The sequence below is a fragment of the Lactobacillus amylovorus DSM 20531 genome (assembly GCF_002706375.1).
GTDB classification, from domain to species: domain Bacteria; phylum Bacillota; class Bacilli; order Lactobacillales; family Lactobacillaceae; genus Lactobacillus; species Lactobacillus amylovorus.
Map to the genome: position 1 here is coordinate 698,009 of NZ_CP017706.1, position 19,731 is coordinate 717,739.

At 38.2% G+C, this 19,731-nt stretch carries 19 protein-coding genes; 4 read left to right on the top strand and 15 right to left on the bottom strand.

Going from position 1 to position 19,731, the window contains the following annotated elements; all coding sequences use genetic code 11:
• Nucleotides 1–54: 54 nt before the first annotated feature.
• Nucleotides 55–675, bottom strand: coding sequence for an XTP/dITP diphosphatase (locus tag LA20531_RS03660; RefSeq protein ID WP_056940720.1), 621 nt, complete (start codon nt 673–675; stop codon nt 55–57).
• Entirely contained in the window at nt 675–1,481 is an 807-nt protein-coding gene (gene murI / locus LA20531_RS03665) for a glutamate racemase (RefSeq protein ID WP_056940721.1), read from the bottom strand. The genes LA20531_RS03660 and murI overlap by 1 nt, the downstream gene beginning before the upstream one ends.
• 78 nt (nt 1,482–1,559) lie before the next feature.
• Here murI and LA20531_RS03670 point away from each other — a divergent pair, with 78 nt between their 5' ends.
• The 4 genes from LA20531_RS03670 (at nt 1,560) to LA20531_RS03685 (ending at nt 5,601) form a co-directional block, all read left to right on the top strand.
• A complete protein-coding gene (locus LA20531_RS03670) occupies nt 1,560–1,979 on the top strand; it encodes a YslB family protein (protein WP_099202258.1) in 420 nt (139 codons plus the stop codon).
• Between the two features lie 81 nt (nt 1,980–2,060).
• A complete protein-coding gene (gene mscL, locus LA20531_RS03675; protein WP_056940722.1) occupies nt 2,061–2,432 on the top strand; it encodes a large-conductance mechanosensitive channel protein MscL in 372 nt (123 codons plus the stop codon).
• Nucleotides 2,433–2,895: 463 nt separating this feature from the next.
• On the top strand, nt 2,896–4,128 hold the full coding sequence (locus LA20531_RS03680) for an IS110 family RNA-guided transposase (RefSeq protein ID WP_025015408.1): 1,233 nt from the start codon (nt 2,896–2,898) through the stop codon (nt 4,126–4,128).
• 246 nt (nt 4,129–4,374) lie between these two features.
• A complete protein-coding gene (locus LA20531_RS03685; RefSeq protein ID WP_056940154.1) occupies nt 4,375–5,601 on the top strand; it encodes an IS110 family RNA-guided transposase in 1,227 nt (408 codons plus the stop codon).
• A gap of 210 nt (nt 5,602–5,811) precedes the next feature.
• On the opposite strand, the gene trxA is transcribed toward LA20531_RS03685, so the two are convergent.
• From trxA to ruvA, 13 genes are all read right to left on the bottom strand, one after another.
• A complete protein-coding gene (gene trxA / locus LA20531_RS03690) occupies nt 5,812–6,123 on the bottom strand; it encodes a thioredoxin (RefSeq protein WP_013437241.1) in 312 nt (103 codons plus the stop codon).
• 80 nt (nt 6,124–6,203) lie between these two features.
• Nucleotides 6,204–8,561 (bottom strand): endonuclease MutS2, encoded by a 2,358-nt coding sequence (locus LA20531_RS03695; protein ID WP_056940155.1) that lies wholly within the window; start codon nt 8,559–8,561, stop codon nt 6,204–6,206.
• A 60-nt stretch (nt 8,562–8,621) separates the two neighbouring features.
• The gene (locus tag LA20531_RS03700; RefSeq protein ID WP_013641531.1) at nt 8,622–8,933 is read right to left on the bottom strand and encodes a DUF1292 domain-containing protein; all 312 of its coding nucleotides are present in this window, start codon (nt 8,931–8,933) and stop codon (nt 8,622–8,624) included.
• Nucleotide 8,934: 1 nt separating this feature from the next.
• Nucleotides 8,935–9,363 carry a Holliday junction resolvase RuvX gene (ruvX, locus tag LA20531_RS03705; protein WP_056940156.1) on the bottom strand — a complete coding sequence of 143 codons (429 nt, stop codon included), beginning with the start codon at nt 9,361–9,363 and terminating at the stop codon, nt 8,935–8,937.
• Entirely contained in the window at nt 9,363–9,620 is a 258-nt protein-coding gene (locus LA20531_RS03710) for an IreB family regulatory phosphoprotein (RefSeq protein ID WP_003549189.1), read from the bottom strand. Before LA20531_RS03710 ends, ruvX begins: the two co-directional genes overlap by 1 nt.
• 60 nt (nt 9,621–9,680) lie before the next feature.
• Nucleotides 9,681–12,320, bottom strand: coding sequence for an alanine--tRNA ligase (alaS, locus tag LA20531_RS03715; RefSeq protein ID WP_056940157.1), 2,640 nt, complete (start codon nt 12,318–12,320; stop codon nt 9,681–9,683).
• 240 nt (nt 12,321–12,560) lie between these two features.
• The gene (locus LA20531_RS03720; protein ID WP_056940158.1) at nt 12,561–13,922 is read right to left on the bottom strand and encodes a DEAD/DEAH box helicase; all 1,362 of its coding nucleotides are present in this window, start codon (nt 13,920–13,922) and stop codon (nt 12,561–12,563) included.
• Entirely contained in the window at nt 13,915–14,871 is a 957-nt protein-coding gene (locus LA20531_RS03725) for a DHH family phosphoesterase (protein ID WP_056940159.1), read from the bottom strand. The genes LA20531_RS03720 and LA20531_RS03725 overlap by 8 nt, the downstream gene beginning before the upstream one ends.
• Before the next feature lie 59 nt (nt 14,872–14,930).
• Entirely contained in the window at nt 14,931–16,052 is a 1,122-nt protein-coding gene (gene dinB / locus LA20531_RS03730; protein WP_201779576.1) for a DNA polymerase IV, read from the bottom strand.
• Nucleotides 16,045–17,496, bottom strand: coding sequence for a glucose-6-phosphate dehydrogenase (gene zwf / locus LA20531_RS03735; RefSeq protein WP_056940161.1), 1,452 nt, complete (start codon nt 17,494–17,496; stop codon nt 16,045–16,047). Before zwf ends, dinB begins: the two co-directional genes overlap by 8 nt.
• 107 nt (nt 17,497–17,603) lie before the next feature.
• Entirely contained in the window at nt 17,604–18,011 is a 408-nt protein-coding gene (gene yajC, locus LA20531_RS03740) for a preprotein translocase subunit YajC (RefSeq protein ID WP_056940162.1), read from the bottom strand.
• 64 nt (nt 18,012–18,075) lie between these two features.
• Nucleotides 18,076–19,092, bottom strand: a complete 1,017-nt coding sequence (gene ruvB / locus LA20531_RS03745) for a Holliday junction branch migration DNA helicase RuvB (RefSeq protein WP_056940163.1) — start codon at nt 19,090–19,092, stop codon at nt 18,076–18,078.
• A gap of 51 nt (nt 19,093–19,143) precedes the next feature.
• Nucleotides 19,144–19,731: a Holliday junction branch migration protein RuvA gene (gene ruvA / locus LA20531_RS03750; protein WP_013437230.1), complete on the bottom strand. Its 588-nt coding sequence runs from the start codon at nt 19,729–19,731 to the stop codon at nt 19,144–19,146.

Genomic DNA, 19,731 nt, shown 5'->3' on the forward strand with positions numbered 1-19,731 from the left:
GTCTCCTACTTACAAGCACAAAAAGGTGTTCCAAAATGAACACCTTTTTTCTTTTTATTCAAATTGTTCAAGCCAAGCAGGTAATTCTTGTAATAATTTTTCTACTGCACGACCACGGTGAGAAATTTCATTCTTTTCATCAGTAGTCATTTGTGCAAAAGTTTTACCCTTTTCTGGTACATAAAACAATGGATCATAACCAAAGCCATCTTCACCTTGTGGCAATGGTAAAATGCGACCTGCGCATGTACCCGAAACGACTAAATCTTTATCAAATTCACCTGGCATCGAAACCACGATTGTGGTCCAGAACTTAGCCGTTCTCTTTTCCTTGGGCACACCGCCAAGCTCAGCTAATAATTTAGCATTGTTTTTGGCATCATTATGAGCTTCACCAGCATAGCGAGCACTTCTTACGCCCGGTTCACCATTTAATGCATCAACCATCAAACCAGAGTCGTCCGCAATTGTTGGCATTTTACTAAAATCAGCCAATTCATGTGCCTTAATTTTAGCGTTGGCTTCAAAAGTATGACCACTTTCAATTGGATGTGGTGGATTTTTCAAATCCGCATTTGTTTTAATGATTACATCAACATCAGCTTGTTTGAAAGCTTCTTTTAATTCACGTGCCTTACCTTGATTGCTAGTCGCAAACAAAATTTCTTTAACCATTATTCGTTCTCCGTATCTACGTGTTTGGAAGTTAAAGTGTCATCATCCATAAACGTACGCGCTAATTTATCAAAGCTTGTTGAATTACCAGTAGTGTAGTATTCATGAACTGGCTTATGCCCTTCTTCACTAAACAAACCATCACGGCGCATTACGTTGAATGTATATTGTGCTACTTGATCAGCAGGATCTAAAATAGTTACATTTTCATCGTCAATTGCTTCTTTGAATTCTTGTTCAATTAATGGATAGTGGGTGCAGCCCAAAACCAAGGTATCAAATTCCTTACCTTTTAAAGAAGCTAAACTTTCTTTAACCACCTTTAAATTAGTCGCATGATCTTCCTGTGCTTCAACTAATGGAGCAAGTTTTGGCGTAGCTAATTCTGTTACTTCAATTTCTGGATCACGGAAATGAATTTCTTTTTCATAAGCATGTGAACCTACGGTTACACTAGTTGCTACAACCGCTACCTTTTTATTCTTAGTAGTTCTAGAAGCTGCTAGTGCACCTGATTGAATAACCCCGATAATCTGCGGTTCAATTTCTTTTTCAATTGTCCCCATGGCCGCAGCGGTTGCCGTATTGCAGGCAAAAATTACCAGCTTCACATCATTATTAAGCAAGAACTTAACTGATCTGCGTGTTAAATTAATAATATCTTCTTTAGTTCGATTGCCATATGGCATATGTGCGTTATCACCAATAAAAACGGTGGATTCATTAGGCAGTTTTTCAATTACTTTTTTAGCGATAGACAGGCCGCCTAGACCTGAATCTAGTAGTCCAATTGGACGATTATCCATGATAAAAAACCTCTTATTAAGAAAAAAATTATTTTCTACTCCTACTAGTTTACGGTAAAATAAAAAAGAATAAAAGGGATGAACAAGTTTATGACAGAAAATACAGAACACTCTAATGAACACGTATATTTTATTAATCAGCTTTACCGCGACTTTCTTTTGCCAACCATTTTAGGCGACGATAATGCATCTATTCTTTACTGGGCCGGCAAACGAGTTGCTCGCAAATATGATCTAACCGATTTTGACGATTTAGCTGACTTCTTTGCCATGGCTGAATTCGGCAAACTCAAAAAGACCAAGGAAAGACGCTCTTCTACCACTTTTGAACTTAGTGGACAAACAGTAGAAGATCGTTTAGACAGCGACAGTAAAGAATTTTCACTTGAAAGTGGCATGATTGCTGAAGCAGTTCAAAAGGCTACTGGCAAGACTACCGAAAGTGAAATCAACATTTTGCCTAAAGAAAAGAAAGTGGAAATCACCGCTAGATTCTAAAATCTAGACTATAAATTAGGACTCCTATATACTTAATTTGTAACCGTATTACAACTAGATCTATATATAGGAGTAAATAAAATGCTTAAGGAATTTAAAAAATTTATTGCCCGCGGAAATGTAATTGATTTAGCAGTCGGTGTAATTATTGGTGCAGCTTTTACTGCCATTGTGCAATCACTTGTTACGAATCTAATCAATCCTTTAATCGGATTATTCGTAGGCAGAATCGATCTTTCCAACATAGTTCTTCAAGTCGGGGATGCTAAATTTAAATACGGCAGCTTTTTAAATTCAGTAATTAACTTCCTGATTATTGCCTTTGTTGTATTTTTAATTGTTAAAGCTGTTAACAAATTTACCAAAAAAGAGGAAAAAGAAGCGCCTGCTACACCAACTGAGGCAGATTACTTAAAAGAAATCCGTGATTTGCTTAAAGAAAAAGAAGTATAGTAAACATTCTAAGCTAAATAGTGAATTAGTTATTCGACGGGATAATTGATTCACTATTTTTGTTCTTTTGTGGAATTGAGATAGTAGTAAAACAATATGCCATGAGGGCCTTAGGCACTTGATGTCACATAGTAAACTGGCAGTTTTACTTAGGTTTTCAATAGTCTCTTCGAAGAATGTAGACACAAGAGATGTCGAGTTTAGAAACATACTAACCTAAGTATTGGGTTGAAGTTCGACGGAACTTTAATCAAATACTTTATTTTTATCTAAAATAAAGGTGAAGATAAAGCATAAAGTCATATCTAATTTAAGGCAAAAAATGTCGTTTTAGAAACAGGCTGCTTTACCGACTATTTAGAAGTCTCTTCGAAGTATGCAGGCACTTGATGCCGGGTTTAGAAAATAAGAATTAAATAGTTCGATAAGGTATTTTATCTTTAAAACTTCGGGAGGTTCAATCATGGAAAATTGTAAAGTGATTGTTGGCATTGATGTTAGCAGTAAGGACTCTACTGTCTGCGTTCTAATGGATAAAGTTAGGCAGGGTAAGACATTTAAAATAAGCAATGACATGGTCGGCTTCCAGCAGCTTTATAAAAGATTACGTCTTTACTCTGTCATTCCTTTGATAGTCTTTGAATCAACAGGAGTATATTCTTTGAGCTTGCAGGCTTTTTTAGAGAAGAAGCATATTCAATATCTAAAGCTTAATCCTTTGAAAGCTAAAAAGCTGATGGATAATAACCTTCGTCATAATAAGACCGATCAAGTTGACGCTTATCGTCTAGCTCTGATACAGTTTAATGCTCCACAGAAGCTACTTAAGCCTCAGTCTCGGGCATACCATGAAATGCAAAATGCAAGCAGATACTATGAAGAATTGAATAAAGCTATGGTTGTTGCCAAGAATCAGCTTCATCGTAATCTGCAGACAACTTTCCCACAAATTGAAAATCTCATGTGTCATCCTACAGGTAAAATTTATTGGTCAGTAGTTGCCTTATTTCCGCATGCACAAGCTGTTTTAGATAGTAACAAGGAACATATTTTGGGCGAATTAGAAACTATATCGGGATTAAGCCAGAAAAAAGCCGAATACCTTACGCAACGCTTAATCTCTTTGGCTCGATTAACTTGTGCCTATGACAATAAGGATAGTATTGTTATCCGTGCTATTCAAAGAAATATTGCCAGTCTTTTTTCTCTTGATCAGGAGAAAAAGGAAGCACTGGCCTACCTGTATAAATTAGCCAGTAAAAATCAGGCTGATACCCGTATATTAACCATTTATCAAAGCATTCCTGGTATTGCCAAAACAACAGCCTTAAGATTATTGGCTGAATTAGGTGATTTAAGACGATTTGACAGTCCTAACCAAATTGATGCTTTCATCGGCATTGATCCTGGCATCTATCAGTCTGGTGAATTAGACAGTCATTTAAGTATTACCAAACACGGCAATTCAATTGCCAGAAAGATCATGTATTTAAGTATCGGTCAAATGGAATCAGTAAAGACTACCCAGCCCTGTCATATTACTGACTATTATGATAGAAAAAAATCTTCTCAAAGCCGCGGCTTCAAGAAGATTGCCATTGCATCAGTACATAAACTAATTCGAACCATGTATGCACTGGTTACAAAGAATCAATTATATGATTACAACGTAGCCACTAGGAATCAAAGACTTTAGTTGAAATCAAATAATCACTTTCAGTATAACAACCTATGAAAAAACTACAAGAATTCATAGGCTTCTTTGTGTTACCTAATAAATATGCACTAAACTTTTATTTAATCTTTTCAGCTTTATTCGCACCATTATTTTTAAGAAAATATTTAAATTAAACGTTGATAATACTTGAATTAAAGTAGAAAAATTAGATCTGATTTCTTAAGCAAATACGTTTTACTACTTGGCTTTAAGGAGGTTTATCTTATGCAAGTTACTTTTGGAATTGATGTAAGCAAGTCTACTTCTACTGTTTGCGAGCTTATTGGTGAAAGCAAAAATGAACTGACAATTACCAATGATCGTCCTGGTTTTGTTCAGCTGCTCAAAGAACTATCTGCTTTTTCTAAGCATCCACAAATAATCTTCGAAGCTACAGGAGTCTACTCACGCAGACTGCAGACTTTTCTTGAAGACTATGACTATGATTATGTAATTCTTAATCCGCTTAAAGCTAAAAAGGAAATGGATCTTGGGTTAAGATACAACAAGACTGATAAAACTGATGCTTATCATTTAGCCTTAATTCAAAAGCTGCATCATCATCCTGTTAATCAAATTCAATCTCAAACCTATAAGCAACTTAATTCACTAAGTCGTTTCTATGATCAGTTGACAAGCGACTTAGTAACGGCTAAAAATAGACTTCATCAAGCCTTACAGTCAACCTTTCCTGAGATTGAAACTTTATTTTGCTCTGCCAAAGGCAAGAATTACTGGCAAATAGTGCCCCATTATCCTCACTGTGATTTAGTGAGAAAAAATGATAAAAAGCAAATTATTAATTGGTTGATGCGGTTAAAAGGCGTTGGCTTTAAGCATGCTCAAAGAACTACAGATAAACTAATCGAGTTAGCCAATAAAGCTTATCCTGTTGTTTCATGTAACAGTGTAGAAGCCGAACAGGTGCAATACTATGCTCAAAGTCTCCTCAATTTGAGTGATCAAAGAGAACAGCTAATTGAGCGAATGGTCAAGTTAGCCCAATCCTTGCCTAATCATAATTTAGAAAACTTGGAAAGCATTCCCGGCTTTGCTCAAATTACCGCAGTTAGAGTCTTGGCAGAATTAGGAGATTTACGCAGATTTAGTAATCCCAATAAAATCAACGCTTTTATTGGGATTGACCCAGGCAGATATCAATCAGGCGAAATGGATTCTAACTTGAGCATTTCTAAGCATGGCAATGCAGTGGCACGTAAGCTGCTTTATCGCGCTATTGGTCAAATTGATAATGCATCAAAGACCAACCCTTGTCATATAGCAGACTATTATGAAAGCAAAAAGCTATCCTCTCAAACCAAAGGATTCAAGAAGATAGCTATTGCTTCAATACATAAATTAATCAGAACGATCTATGCTCTGATTATCAAGGATCAACTATATGATTACAACGTAGCCACACATAACCAAAAAGGCTTTAGTCGTAATTAATTGATCAAGTACATTATAAAACGAAGCTTGTAAAAATAATATATTTGCAGGTTTATTTGTTATACCATCTTTTAAAAATAATTCGCCCATAATTTCTATATATCAAAAATACAATAAAAAAACAAAGTCAAACACCCTATTGTGCTTGACTTTACGTAGAAAAAAGCCTGAGGTCGATTGGTCTCAAGCTTTTTTGATTATCTTTTTTCTTTAATCAGTGTATTGATCCAAAATTTGGTCCAACTTTTCCTTTGGAGTGTAACCAGTAATTCGATCAACAATGTTGCCATCCTTCTTGATAATCAAAGTTGGGATAGCCATAATGCCAAGGTTCTTAGCAGTATCTTGGTTTTGATCAACATCCATCTTGTAGAAGTTAACGTCTTGACGTTCTTCTGACAATTGTTCAATTACTGGTGATTGCATCTTACATGGACCACACCAAGTTGCCCAAAAGTCAACTAAAGCAACACCATTACTAGTTTCTTCATCGAAGTTTTGATCATTAATTGCATCAACCATAATATTTACCTCACTAAATAAATTTCTAAAGTTTATATTATTAGTATATTCATCTTACTTACTTTTTGCAAGTAAATTGCTTACTTCAATTCAACAATCGTTGCTCCGTTACCGCCTTCGTTAGCTGGCGCATAGTTAAAGCTCTTGACGTGTCTGCTGTTACGCAAATATTGCCATACCCCTTTACGGATTGCACCAGTACCAATTCCGTGAATTATCGTTACTGTGCCAAGGCCGGCTAATAAAACAGAATCGATATAACGATCAAGGTTAGTCATTGCTTCGTCATAGCGTTGACCGCGCAGGTCTAATTCACTATGAGCATTGCTTCTTCTAACTGCACTAGTAGCTCTAACTAAATGTTTAGGCTTAGTAGATTCGTTCTTTTCAATTCGCTCAATATCACGATCGCTAACTTTTACCTTGATAATTCCCATCTGAACCTCATATTCATGTTCGGACAGCTTCTTGGTAATAGTCCCTGTTTGACCGTATGAGAGGACTTTTACACGGTCACCTACATTTACATGATGACGACGCTTTTCACGCTGTAAGACCTTGTTATGGGCTAAATTGTTAGCCTGACGTTCCAGACTGTTTAATTCACCCTTAGCTTCAATGATCTTGTTTTCTTTTATGCCAGCATTCTTTTGCTTTTCAAGTTGTTCAATAATTTGATCAGCCTTTTTACGACGCTTGGCAATGATTTCATTCGCTCTTTCTTGAGCAAAATCAAGCTGCTTTTGTACGCGTTGATTGTACCAATCAAGTGCTTGTTGCAATTTTTGTTCCAACTTTTGGCTACGATCTAAACTAGTCTCCAAACGATTGCGTGCACTAGTGGCCGCCTTAGTTTGCGCATTCAACTTAGAAATCATCTTGTTAATGTCTGAATCTTCATCTGACATTAAGTTTTGCGCATTTTTAACTACATCTTCACGCATCCCCAATCGACGAGCAATCGCAAAGGCATTACTGTGACCAGGAATACCAATTTGCAAATGATAAGTTGGTGACAAAGTCTTCAAATCAAATTCCATTGAGGCATTTGTAGTACGAGGACGGTTGTAGCCGTAAAGTTTTAATTCAGGATAGTGCGTCGTAACCATGATCTTGGCATCTTTTTGACGCAAAAAGTCCAAAATACTGATAGCCAAACTGGCACCTTCTTCTGGGTCGGTACCTGCACCAATTTCGTCAATTAAAACCAAGGTTTCCTTGTTCACATTTTTCATAATGGCTACAATGTCATTGATGTGGGATGAGAAAGTACTCAATGATTGCTCAATCGATTGTTCATCACCGATATCAGCGTAGACCTCTTCAAACACACCAACTTTACTACCTTCTTCGGCTGGAATAAACAAACCAGATTGAGCCATTAATTGCAACAAACCTGCAGTTTTTAATGTGATAGTCTTACCACCGGTGTTTGGACCAGTGATTAACATCGTATCAAAATCATCACCCAAACGAATATCATTTGGTACAACTTTTTCAGGATCAATCAATGGGTGACGCGCGTTGCGTAAATTAATTGAGTGATCCTTAGTTAAAATTGGTTCGCTAGCCTTCATGCTTTTAGCCAATTTAGCTTTAGCTTGCAAGAAGTCTAGTCGTGTTAAAGCAGTCGCAATATTATTCAAACTGTCAATTTCCTCTCTAGCTAAGCCAGACAAGTGCTTTAAAATATTGCGGATCTCTTGTTTTTCTTGAGCAATCAAATTTTGTTGACGGTTGTTCAGGTTTAAAACTGCTTCTGGTTCAATAAACAAAGTTTGACCACTGGCACTTTGATCGTGAACTACACCACCAAATTTTGCTCTATATTCTTGTTTAACTGGAATAACGTAACGATCATCACGAATAGTTACAATTTGTTCAGATAAGTATTTACTGCTGTTGCCCTTGGTATAAGCATTCATCTTATCCTTGATTTCTTCTTCATTGCTTGCAATATCGTGACGCAAACGAGCTAAAGCACTTGAAGCCGTATCAAGTACTTCACCATCATAATCAAGGGACTTCTTTAATTCTCTAAAAAGAAGATCTGGCACATCTAATTGATCCAAGATTGAATCAATAGCTGATAAATCTATTTTTTCATCATCAAGATCTTCCAAAAAACTATTAATTTCATTAGCCAGGCTTAAGACAAGCAATAAGTTGCCCAGCTCTTTAGCATTCAAATTTGCCTTTACGCCCAAACGTTTAGTACTTGGACGGACATCTTTAAAGTCAGTTAAAGGAAGTTGCCCTTGGATTCTAAGCAAATCTGCTAATGCCAAAGTTTGTTTTAATTCCGTTTGTACTTGGTCAAAATCATCACTTGGTACTAGCCTTTCAGCTTCTTTCTTAGCTGGTTCAGTAATAGCTAGTTCACTTAAGCGTTTGGTAATTTCGCCAAATTCTAAAATTTTTAAAATCTTTTTATTCATAGCTATTTATTTTTCTTAAAACTAACAAAAAGGACCAGCCACAGCCAGTCCTTTTTTTATTTACTTACCACTCAAGCGGTCATCGTCTAAGAAAGTATTCAAAACTCCTTGGACCATATCCCACTCATCATCAGATTCGATTTCGTGCAAATCACTACTTGTTACATCGCCTGCATCATCTGCATCGTAACTGAAAGCTTGTACTTCGATATCTTCATCATCGCCAACAGCGGCTGGATAAAGAAGCACGTATGATTTGTCATAATCATCAGAATGAAAAGTAAATAATACTTCATACAATTCTTCATTACCTTGATCGTCGATCAAAGTAATTTGACGATCTTCATCGTCACCATTAACTTGTGCTGCCATGTTAATCCTTTCGGTGTAAATCTAAATAATTTTGCAAGATGAGCACCGCTGCCATCTGATCAATCACTTGTTTACGTTTCTTACGGTCATGAATACCAGCATCTTCTACAAGTACTCGCCGTGACTCAATTGTTGTTAATCTTTCATCAGAATAATACACAGGTAAACCAAACTTTTCTTCAAGTCGTTTGCCATATGCCTTACTTCGTGCAACAGAAGATCCTGAAGTCCCATCCATATTCTTAGGCAAACCCAATACGAATCCTTCTGGATCATATTGTCTTACCAATTTCTTTAAGGGATGCATACCAAAATTATATTTGGTTTCATCAATTTGAATAGTTTCTAACTTTTGTGCAGTAATGCCTAGCTCATCGCTAACAGCAACCCCTACGGTTTTAGAACCTACATCTAGACCTAATAATCGCATTATTTATTCTTACCAAGATAACTCTTAACAAGTTCTTCAATAATCTCGTCACGTTCGTGCTTAAGAATCAAGTTACGGGCATCATTGTGCCGTGGAATATAAGCAGGATCGCCGGAAAGTAAGTAACCTACAATCTGGTTGATAGGATTATAGCCCTTTTCTTCAAGCGCATTGTAAACATCTTGCAGAGTATCATAAACATTTTTCCCCTTATTCTGGTTAAAGTCAAAATGCATAGTCTTATCTAGCGAACTCATATTTATTCCTCCTGTCAACAATTTTACTTGAAAAAAAGCGTAAACACAATTAATTAATGCTTAGTTCTTAGAAATTTCGTCAATAACAGCTTTAATAGCGTCATTCAAACCTTCTGGTTTCTTACCACCGGCTTGAGCCATGTTTGGACGACCACCGCCGCCGCCACCAAAGATTGGGGCAGCAATCTTGATCAAGTCGCCGGCTTTAAGACCCTTGTCTAATGCCTTTTGGTCCAAGCTGATGATCATGTTAGCCTTGCCATCGTTATTAGCAGCTAATACCAAAACATCTGACTTGTTGCCACTCCTCCAGTTGTCGGCAAGTTCACGCAAGTCATTCATGTTGTTTACATCTGCAATAGCTGAGATTACAGTCAAATCGCCAGCTTGCTTTACATTGTCAAAGATTTGACCAGCCTTAGCTTGGTTGATCTTCTTAGTCAAAGCTTCAACTTGCTTTTGGCTATCGTGAAGGTCACTTTCAAGTGAGTCAATCTTATCAATAATGTTGTCTGGCTTAGTTGCCTTAACATATTCTTGAATGTTATCAAGCAAGCTTGAACGTTCTGCTAAGTATTCATAAGCCTTCTTTGAAGTTACGGCTTCAATTCTACGCATACCTGCACCAACAGCTGATTCAGAAGTGATCTTGAAAATACCGATTTGGTTAGTGTTGTCTACGTGAGTACCACCACAGAATTCAGATGAGAAGTCACCCATTTGTACGACACGAACCTTGTCACCGTACTTACCGTTGAACAATGCTAAGGCACCCATCTTTTCACCTTCTTCAGGTGTAGTGATAGTAGTCTTAACTTGAATAGCTTCCCAAATCTTTTGGTTTACTAATTTTTCAACAGTCTTGATTTCACGTTGAGTCATTGGTTCCAAAGCAGTGAAATCAAATCTCAAGTAATCAGGATCAACTAATGAACCTGCTTGGTGAGTGTGTTCACCCAATACTTGACGAAGGGCTGCGTGAAGAAGGTGGGTTGCTGAGTGAGAGTGACGAAGACCTTCACGACGTTCCTTATCAAGCTTCAATATGTATTCCTTACCCTTTTCTACAGGCAAAATAAGGTCAACGAAGTGTAAGTTTTGGTCGTTAGGAGCGTGTTGAACGTCAGTAACCTTAGCAACAAGTTCGCCATCTTGGCTATAAATGTTACCATGATCGGCAACTTGACCACCACGTTCTGCGTAGAATGGAGTCTTATCAAATACTAAAGTTGCGTGTTCTCCATCAGCCTTGTCGACTAACTTATCGTCAACAACGATATCAAGCAACTTAGCATGTGGTTCTTCGTAAGTATCACGTTCAAATACTGACTTGTCCTTAATGTTCATCAAGGTTACATCTTGACGACCCATTGATTGAAGGTCACCACGAGCTTTACGTGCACGTTCCTTTTGAGCTTCCATTTCAGCATCGAAGCCCTTCTTGTCAACCTTAAGGCCAGCATCTTGAGCTGATTCAAAAGTTAATTCGTATGGGAAGCCGTAAGTATCGAACATCTTGAAGGCATCCTTACCTGAAATGGTCTTGTCCTTTGAGTTCTTAGCCTTGTCGATTAAGTCGTCAAGCAAAGTCAAACCAGTATCAAGAGTTGATTGGAATCTTTCTTCTTCGTTTTGAATAACGTTTTCGATGAAGCCACGTTGATCCATTACTTCTGGGTAGTGACTTTCCATGATCTTACCTACAACTGGTACAAGCTTGTAAAGGAAGGCACCCCTAATACCCAAACGTTGACCGTTCAAGTCAGCACGACGGATCAAACGACGTAAAACATAACCACGGCCTGAGTTTGATGGAAGAGCACCATCAGCAATAGCAAAACTTACAGCACGAACGTGGTCAGCAATAATCTTGAATGCAGTAGTGTCTTCTTTGTTTTCACCGTACTTCTTGCCATCAGTCATTTCTTCAGTTGCATGAATAATTGGCAAGAATAAGTCAGTTTCAAAGTTAGTTGGTGCATCTTGCAAAATTGAAAGTACACGTTCAAGACCCATACCAGTATCGATGTTCTTGTGTGGTTGATCAACGTACTTACCATTTGGCAAGTGGTTGTATTGTGAAAATACGATGTTCCAAATTTCAAGGTAACGAGCATTTTCACCACCAGGGAAGTTTTCTGGATCGTCTTCAGCAACATCGTTGTTTTCTTGACCACGGTCGTAGAAGATTTCAGTATCAGGACCACATGGACCTTCACCAATATCCCAGAAGTTATCTTCAAGTTTTACAATGTGGTCTGCTGGCATACCAGCTTTTACCCAAACCTTGAATGAATCTTCATCTTTTGGATAAACAGTACAGTATAATTTATCCTTTGGTAAACCTAACCACTTAGGACTAGTTAAGAATTCCCATGCCCAAGGAATAGCTTCATCTCTGAAGTAGTCACCTACTGAGAAGTTACCAAGCATTTCAAAGAAAGTTTGGTGACGAGCAGTTTTACCAACGTTTTCAATATCGTTAGTTCTGATAGATTTTTGTGAAGAAGTAATTCTGCGGTTCTTTGGTACAACTGAACCATCGAAGTATTTCTTCATCGTAGCAACACCAGAGTTAATCCACAAAAGAGTTGGGTCATCTTGTGGAATAAGTGATGCACTAGGCATAATCATGTGACCATGTTCTTTGAAGAAGTCTAAGAACATTTGACGAAACTCTGAACTATTTAGTTTCTTCATTAATAATTTCTCCCTAAAACAAATAAAAAACACCATTGCAGTTATTCAAGGACGCTCCACGCGCGGTACCACCTTGATTGCAACAGTGTTTGTTACCTCTTAATATTCTTAATTATTAAACTTAAAGGAGCATTTCTTGACCATTATTAAACCTTCCCATCCTTCGGCTCTCTCTATGAAATAATTAATCAAAAAACATATCTTAAGCTGAAAATAATTGTACTACAAAATTAACGTATGTCAACGCCCTTGCTCTCTACGACGCTTTCTTTGTCGTTTAGCTTTCCTAATTTCATGACGTTGTTCAAGCTTGCGCTTTTGACGATTGTCTTCGGCAATTGCACGCTTGATCTTCTTCTTGTAGCCTGGCTTACGCTTTCTCTTTTCTTTCTTAACATAGCCAACTAACTTGGTATCAAGCTTGCGGTTCTTGCTTTGACGATTTTCACGACTGCAGTAGTGCTTACGTGGTACAAGTTCGCCATTCTTAATTTCGACAAAGTCAAAGTGAACACCCATCTTTTCAAGTTCTTCAATGCGGTTCATTTCTTCTTCACGAATCAAGGTAATAGCATGACCTGATAAACCATTTCGACCAGTTCTACCAATTCGGTGAATAACGAATTCAATATCACGTGGAATTTCGTAGTTAATGACCAAACTAACCCCATCGATATCTAGGCCACGAGCAGCTAAATCGCTGGCTACAACGTATTGATATTGACCTTGTTCAACCTGACGCAGAGTTCTTTTTCTTTCTCTTTCGGTAACTCCGCCGTGAATCTTGGCTACTTTTAAGCCTTGATCTTGCAAGTACTTGGTCAATTCATCAACAGTTTGTTTAGTATTGGCAAAGACTAAAGCCAAATATGGTTGGCCCATCGTAAGCAACTTGTACAAAACGCTCTTGCGGTTCTTAGAACCAATATCGATTAAGTCATTCTTAATCGTTGGTGCAATTACGCTTGGGTTATCAATGACGATTTGGTCAGGGTGAGCCATGTATTTACGCAAAAAGTTAGACAACTTAACTGGAATTGTAGCTGAGAAGGCTGCAATTTGAACGTCCTTAGGCAATTTAGTGGCTACTTGATCGATATCTGCTAAAAAGCCCATGTCTAACGTCATATCAGCTTCATCGATGACAAAGGTCTTCACTTGATCTACTGCAAAAACTTTCTTTTGTACAAAGTCCAAAAGTCGACCAGGTGTCGCAATTACTAACTGTGGCGTATTATTTTGGTACTTTTCAAGTTGACGTTCTCTGTCAGTTCCGCCAGCCAAGTGAGCAATTGAAAAGTTCACCCCTGAAGCTTTTCTAAGTTCACGTGCTACTTGATAAAGTTGATCAGCTAATTCACGACTAGGCAAAGTAATAATTGCTTGCACAGTATGAGCAGCTTCATCAATTTCATTAAAAATTGGCACCAAATATGCATGTGTCTTACCTGATCCTGTAGCAGCTTGAACTACTACGCTTAAATCAGAAAGCATTGCAGGAATAACCTTTTCCTGCACCTTAGTTGGCTTTTCAAAGTGAATCTTCTTTAAACCGGCTTGAACGGCAGGCTTAATTCTGGAATCTTCAAAAATATTATTCATGATCTTCTTTATACTTCTTAGTTACTTCAACGACTTCCGCAAAGATTTGCTTTACTTCGTCCAAATCCTTGGCGTTGGCACCACTTGCAAGAGCATGGCCACCACCATCATGCTTAGCAGCAAGTTCATTAATAATTGGGCCCTTTGAACGGTAGTGTACACGGTAAGTGCCATCTGGCTTTTCTACAAAGACGTTCCAAGCCAAAACATCTTTAATGCGGCCTGGAGTTGATACTGCTACGTTAGATTGATCATCAGTTAACACTAACTTCTTAAGGTCGTCTTGAGTCAAAATAGTGTAAGCTGCACCAACTGGGTCAATTTCCATCTTGTCCATTGCAAGTGCTTGAAGCTTAGCTTCATCAAAGGTTACATCGGCAATGTTTCTAGCGATTTCAGTAATATCAATCCCAGTTGAAGCAAGTTGAGCAGCTACCTTAAAGGTGTGTTCTGAAGTTTCAGGGTACATAAAGCGGCCAGTGTCACCTACAATACCTGCGTAAAGTGGGTAAGCAATTTCCTTAGTAATCTTAAAATCTTCAGCGTTTAAGAAATCAACAATGATTTGGCAAGCTGCAGGAGCATCTGGATCAACGTAGCTCATGTCTGCGTATGGATCAACATCTGGGTGGTGGTCAATCTTAATCAAGAAATCACCCTTGTTGTAAAGCTTGTTAGAAATTCTTGGTGTATTGGCAGTATCAGTAGTGATTACCAAAGCACCTTCATAATCAGTAGCCTTAACTTGGTCCATGTGGTTGATCCAAGCAAGATCGCCTTCGTCGTTTTCACCAGCACAAAGCACACGCTTGTCTGGAAACTTTTCCATAATTGCACGAGCTAATCCAGCTTGTGAGCCAATTGCATCTGGGTCTGGACTAGTGTGACGGTGCAAGATAATAGTTGGATATTGTAAGATTTTTTCGTAAATGTCATCAAAACTACTCATTGTTTTTCCCTCGTCTTCTAAAAATATCTGTATCTAGTTTAACAGAAAAACGCGTCTGATTAATAATCGAACAAATTAATTGCCTGATAATTTTCTTTTTTAAAGTCCGTCGCTGTTACGCCTAACAAACGAATACCATCTTCTAGAAAGCCATGTGTACTCTCAAATAATTCTCTAGCTACCTCATAAAAATCAAAACGATCGTCAGAGGGCTTTGCCAATTTCCTCCGTTTCGTAACCGTATCAAAATTATTATTGCGGATTTTCAAAACAATCGTAGAAGCGTGAAAGTTGCGCTTTTTTAATTCTTTTTCTAAATAATCACAATAAACGCGAATTCTGCTGAGAGCTTCATCTTGAGTGAAAATCGCTGGTTCATAGGTACGCTCGATGCCAATTGATTTTCGGTTGACCTCTGAATCGGTCACTACCGGATTTAAATCGATGCCACGCGCATGTTGGGCCAAAATATAACCCATCTTTTTAAACTTATTAAGCAAAACCAGTACATCAACTTGCTGCAAATCGGCACCTGTATAAACACCCAGCTCATGCAATTGTTCCTGCGTTTTAGGGCCAATACCCGGAAACTTCTCGATTTTTTGCATCCCTAAAAATTGTTTAGCCTCACTTGGTAAAATCACGGTACGGCCAAACGGCTTGGCATATTCTGAGCCCATCTTGGCTAAAAATTTATTGTAGGAAACGCCAAAAGATGAATTTAACCCTACTTCTTTTCTAATCCTTTTTTGTAAATCAAGCGCTAACTTAACAGTTGATTCCTCACCCAATTTATTATGAGTTACGTCAAGATACGCTTCATCAAGTGCAACTGATTCTACTCTGTCAGTAATATCATGCATAAAAGAATGAATCTGAGCCGAAACGCTACGGTAAGTTTTAAAATCAGGTGCTACAAAAACTAGCTTATCCTTGGGAACCAAACGCACAGCCTGAATACTAGCCATTGCTGAGTGGACCCCATATTTACGCGCAACATAATTACAAGTTGCCACTACGCCGTGCCCATTATTCTCACATGGATCTTGTCCTACAATCAGCGCTTTATCTTTATATTCTGGATGTCTTCTAGTTTCCACTGAAGCGTAAAAAGCATCCATATCCAGATGAATAATCCGGCGATGGATGTCATTTTGCGGTAATAAATTTTCTTTATTCATAAATCCAATGTTCAGTTGGTGATTCAAAGATATTGTCTGCTTCCTTTGGACCCATTCTGTATGGCAAGTATTGCGCAATTTCTGGATTGCCTGCTTCGTTTTCTTTTTGCCATGCATCTTCAACAGCATCAATGAATTCCCAGTAACGCTTCAATTCGCTCCAGTGAGTGAAGTTGGTTGAATCGTTAACAAATACATCATGAAGCAAACGTTCATAACCATCTGGCACCTTAGCCATTTCTTCCTTTGAAAAGGCGTAGGTTAAATCTTCACGACGAATACCTGGTTCGTCAATCTTCTTACCATTGATAGTGATATAAATCTTACTTTCAGGATCAACTTCAATCGTAATGTTGTTTGAATGAGCTTGACCATATGGATTATTGATATGCTTTAAAACAATATCAATTCTGGTCTTCTTTTCCTTAAATTCCTTACCAGTTCTGAAGTAAATTGGCACGCCAGCAATTGGGCCACTTGTAAACTTAGTCTTACCAGCTACATAAGTTTCAGTAGTTGAATCAGGATCAACATTAGGTTCTTTCTTGTAAGCAAAAGTAGTATCGCTGCCTAAGTATTGGCCTCTTACAAAGTTCTTCTTAACTTCTTCTGGAGTTGGAATAATTAAACTCTTGAGCAATTCTTGCTTAGCTTGGTGAACGCTGTCTGATGACAAGTCCTTAGGTTCTGGCATTGCAAGCAAAGTAATGATTTGGAAGATGTGGTTTTGAACCATATCACGCAAAGCGCCTGAAGTATCGTAGTAACCACCACGTGCTTCTACACCTAAACGTTCTGCCAAAGTAATTTGAATATTCTTAATGTATTCGCCTGACCAGATATTCTTAATCAATGGGTTGGTAAAGCGCATTGGCATAATATTTTGAATCATTTCCTTGCCTAAGTAGTGGTCGATTCTGAAAATATCATTTTCATCAAATGAGGCGGTAATTTCTTTATTTAATTGTTCAGCTGAAACTAAATCATGACCAAATGGCTTTTCAACTACGATACGGTTAAAGCCGCTACCGGTTAAGTGTTGATCATTGATATGAGTGGCAATTGTACCAAAGAATCTTGGTGCCATAGCCATGTAAAATAGACAGTTGCCCTGAGCTGAGTAGCGATCATCAAGTTCTTGAGCCAATTTCTTCAAAGTTACATAGTGTTCAACATTAGTAACATCGTGAGATTGGTAATAGAAGTGACTAGCAAATGCCTTTACTTCGTTTTCATCTACTTGATCATGAGTTTCGTGAATAGCATCTGAAACTTGTTCACGTAAATACTCATGTGACCATGGACGACGTGCAGTACCAATGACTGCAAAGTTGTCATGGATCAAACCTTGTTCATATAAATTAAACAAGGATGGGTAAAGCTTACGGTGAGCTAAGTCACCACTACCACCAAAAATAATCATTATAACTGGGATATTTTTCATAACTAAGTCCCTTTCTTTAATTCGTTATTTCATTCATATTCTATTTTACAACAACCAATTTTTAGGCAAAATAAAAAGCGCGTTATTTTGCGCTTTTTGTTGGTCAATTATTTATCTTCTTTTTTAGCTTCATCTGAAGAAGCAGGCTTAGCTGGTTCTGCTGGTTTAGCAGCTTCGGCTGGCTTTGCGGCTTCGGCTGGAGCTGCTGGCTTAGCAGCAGCTGGCAATACACGACGAATAGCCATTCTTTCGAAAGTTAAGTAAATGCCGTCTGCATCAACAACAACAGTCTTATCACTGTTGATCTTGTCAATCTTTGCGTGCAAACCGTCTACTAAAATAACTTCGTCGCCCTTCTTCAACTTATCCATCATTTGCAATCTTTGTTGTTGTTGCTTCTTTTGTGGACGGATCATACCAAAGTAAGTAAAACCAATCAAAATAATGAATAAGATGATCATCATCCAGTTGTTGCCGGCAGCACCGCCAGCGTTTGCTAAAAATACAGTATTCAAATTTTTCACCTCATAAAACTATTAAATTTTTCAATATAATATATCCATTATACAGAAAATTTTGCTATTTATCACCCGGAATAGGCAAACCTAACTGTAAATATGCCTTATCGGTCACCATTCTGCCACGGGGCGTTAATAAAATAAAACCATGTTGAAGCAAATATGGTTCATAGAGTGACTCAATCGTCTCCATATCCTCACCAATATTTGCGGCCAAAGTTCTAATACCAACAGGGCCACCATTATAGCCCTCAATCATGGTTCTTAACAATTTACGGTCAGTTTGATCTAGCCCTTCATCGTCAACCTGCAGCTGCTTTAATGCATTTTCGGTAGTGGCAAGCGAGATCGTCTTTTCGCCTTTTACTTCCGCAAAATCACGTACACGCTTTAACAAGCGATTAGCTACACGGGGCGTTCCGCGTGAACGACGAGCTAGTTCATTCGCAGCCTCTGGCGCAATTGAAGTATGGAAAACATCGCTTGAACGTTGCACAATCTTTTCCAATTCGTCAACAGTGTAATACTGCATGTGCTCCACGATTCCAAAACGGTCACGCAAAGGAGCAGATAACTGTCCAGCAAGTGTCGTTGCCCCAATTAAAGTAAATGGTGGAAGCGGCACGTGAACTGCGTGCGTAGTTTGCCCTTCACCAATTACGATATCAATGTAGTAGTCCTCCATTGCGGAATAAAGGACTTCCTCAACCGGTTTAGCAAGACGATGAATTTCATCGATAAATAAGACATCGCCTGGATCAAGATCAGATAGCAATGCTACCAAATCGCCGGCTTTTTCAATTGCCGGGCCACTAGTACTCTTTAAGTTAACGCCCAATTCATTGGCAATTACAAAAGCTAATGTCGTCTTACCTAAACCCGGTGGTCCATATAGCAAAACGTGATCTAATGCCTCATCACGTTGTTTTGCGGCTTTAATATAAATGGACATTTCTTTTTTAACACGCTCTTGGCCCAAATACTGGTCCAAAGTTTGCGGTCTCAAAGATAATTCCATTGCTTCTTCTTCAGAGCCTTCAACTTGTCCTGAAGTTACTGCATCATCTTTTTCTGCCACCAGTTTCACTTCCTTATTAAAAATCCATTGCTTGTACTATTATAACAAGAACTACTTCTTAAGCAGCAATGCTAAACCTTTTTTAATATATTGATCTGCTGTATCGGCATCGACCTCGATTAACTTAGGCGTAATACGGTCAACTTCTTTTTGGGTATAGCCCAAAGCAATTAATGCTAATAATGCATCATTTAATGCTGGAGAAATTTCTTCATCGTTATCCTTACGATCAAGACGAGCAACGTAGTCGCCTAACTTCCCCTTTAGATCAAGCACAATCTGTGAGGCGGTCTTTTTGCCCACACCAGGGAAGCGAGTTAAGTATTTAACTTCACCTTGTTCAATTGCTTCAGCTAAGGAATTGCTGTCTTCGGCTGCCATAATTGCCATGGCACTCTTAGGACCAATGCCGCTTACACTAAGCAACTTAAGGAAAAGTCCTTTGTCATCTTGACTCTGGAAACCATATAAAGTAATGCCGGTATCACGCACAACTTGTTCGATATAAACCTTGGCCTTTTGTCCTTGAGTATAAGCAAATGGCGTTGGACTATACACCTTATAGCCCACTCCGTTAACATCTACTACGATATAGCTTGGCGTAATGACGGAAATTATTCCTTCAAAATATTCATACAT

What these genes read in the sequence shown, in the direction of transcription:
- murI (WP_056940721.1), bottom strand. Translation starts at nt 1,481, where the DNA reads ATGGATAATCGTCCAATTGGACTACTAGATTCAGGTCTAGGCGGCCTG.
- ruvX (WP_056940156.1), bottom strand. Translation starts at nt 9,363, where the DNA reads ATGCGATTATTAGGTCTAGATGTAGGTTCTAAAACCGTAGGGGTTGCT.
- LA20531_RS03720 (WP_056940158.1), bottom strand. Translation starts at nt 13,922, where the DNA reads ATGAATAATATTTTTGAAGATTCCAGAATTAAGCCTGCCGTTCAAGCC.
- LA20531_RS03670 (WP_099202258.1), top strand. Translation starts at nt 1,560, where the DNA reads ATGAACAAGTTTATGACAGAAAATACAGAACACTCTAATGAACACGTA.
- mscL (WP_056940722.1), top strand. Translation starts at nt 2,061, where the DNA reads ATGCTTAAGGAATTTAAAAAATTTATTGCCCGCGGAAATGTAATTGAT.
- zwf (WP_056940161.1), bottom strand. Translation starts at nt 17,496, where the DNA reads ATGAAAAATATCCCAGTTATAATGATTATTTTTGGTGGTAGTGGTGAC.
- LA20531_RS03710 (WP_003549189.1), bottom strand. Translation starts at nt 9,620, where the DNA reads ATGAGTTCGCTAGATAAGACTATGCATTTTGACTTTAACCAGAATAAG.
- alaS (WP_056940157.1), bottom strand. Translation starts at nt 12,320, where the DNA reads ATGAAGAAACTAAATAGTTCAGAGTTTCGTCAAATGTTCTTAGACTTC.
- trxA (WP_013437241.1), bottom strand. Translation starts at nt 6,123, where the DNA reads ATGGTTGATGCAATTAATGATCAAAACTTCGATGAAGAAACTAGTAAT.
- LA20531_RS03725 (WP_056940159.1), bottom strand. Translation starts at nt 14,871, where the DNA reads ATGAGTAGTTTTGATGACATTTACGAAAAAATCTTACAATATCCAACT.
- dinB (WP_201779576.1), bottom strand. Translation starts at nt 16,052, where the DNA reads ATGAATAAAGAAAATTTATTACCGCAAAATGACATCCATCGCCGGATT.
- LA20531_RS03660 (WP_056940720.1), bottom strand. Translation starts at nt 675, where the DNA reads ATGGTTAAAGAAATTTTGTTTGCGACTAGCAATCAAGGTAAGGCACGT.
- LA20531_RS03685 (WP_056940154.1), top strand. Translation starts at nt 4,375, where the DNA reads ATGCAAGTTACTTTTGGAATTGATGTAAGCAAGTCTACTTCTACTGTT.
- ruvA (WP_013437230.1), bottom strand. Translation starts at nt 19,731, where the DNA reads ATGTATGAATATTTTGAAGGAATAATTTCCGTCATTACGCCAAGCTAT.
- LA20531_RS03700 (WP_013641531.1), bottom strand. Translation starts at nt 8,933, where the DNA reads ATGGCAGCACAAGTTAATGGTGACGATGAAGATCGTCAAATTACTTTG.
- LA20531_RS03680 (WP_025015408.1), top strand. Translation starts at nt 2,896, where the DNA reads ATGGAAAATTGTAAAGTGATTGTTGGCATTGATGTTAGCAGTAAGGAC.
- LA20531_RS03695 (WP_056940155.1), bottom strand. Translation starts at nt 8,561, where the DNA reads ATGAATAAAAAGATTTTAAAAATTTTAGAATTTGGCGAAATTACCAAA.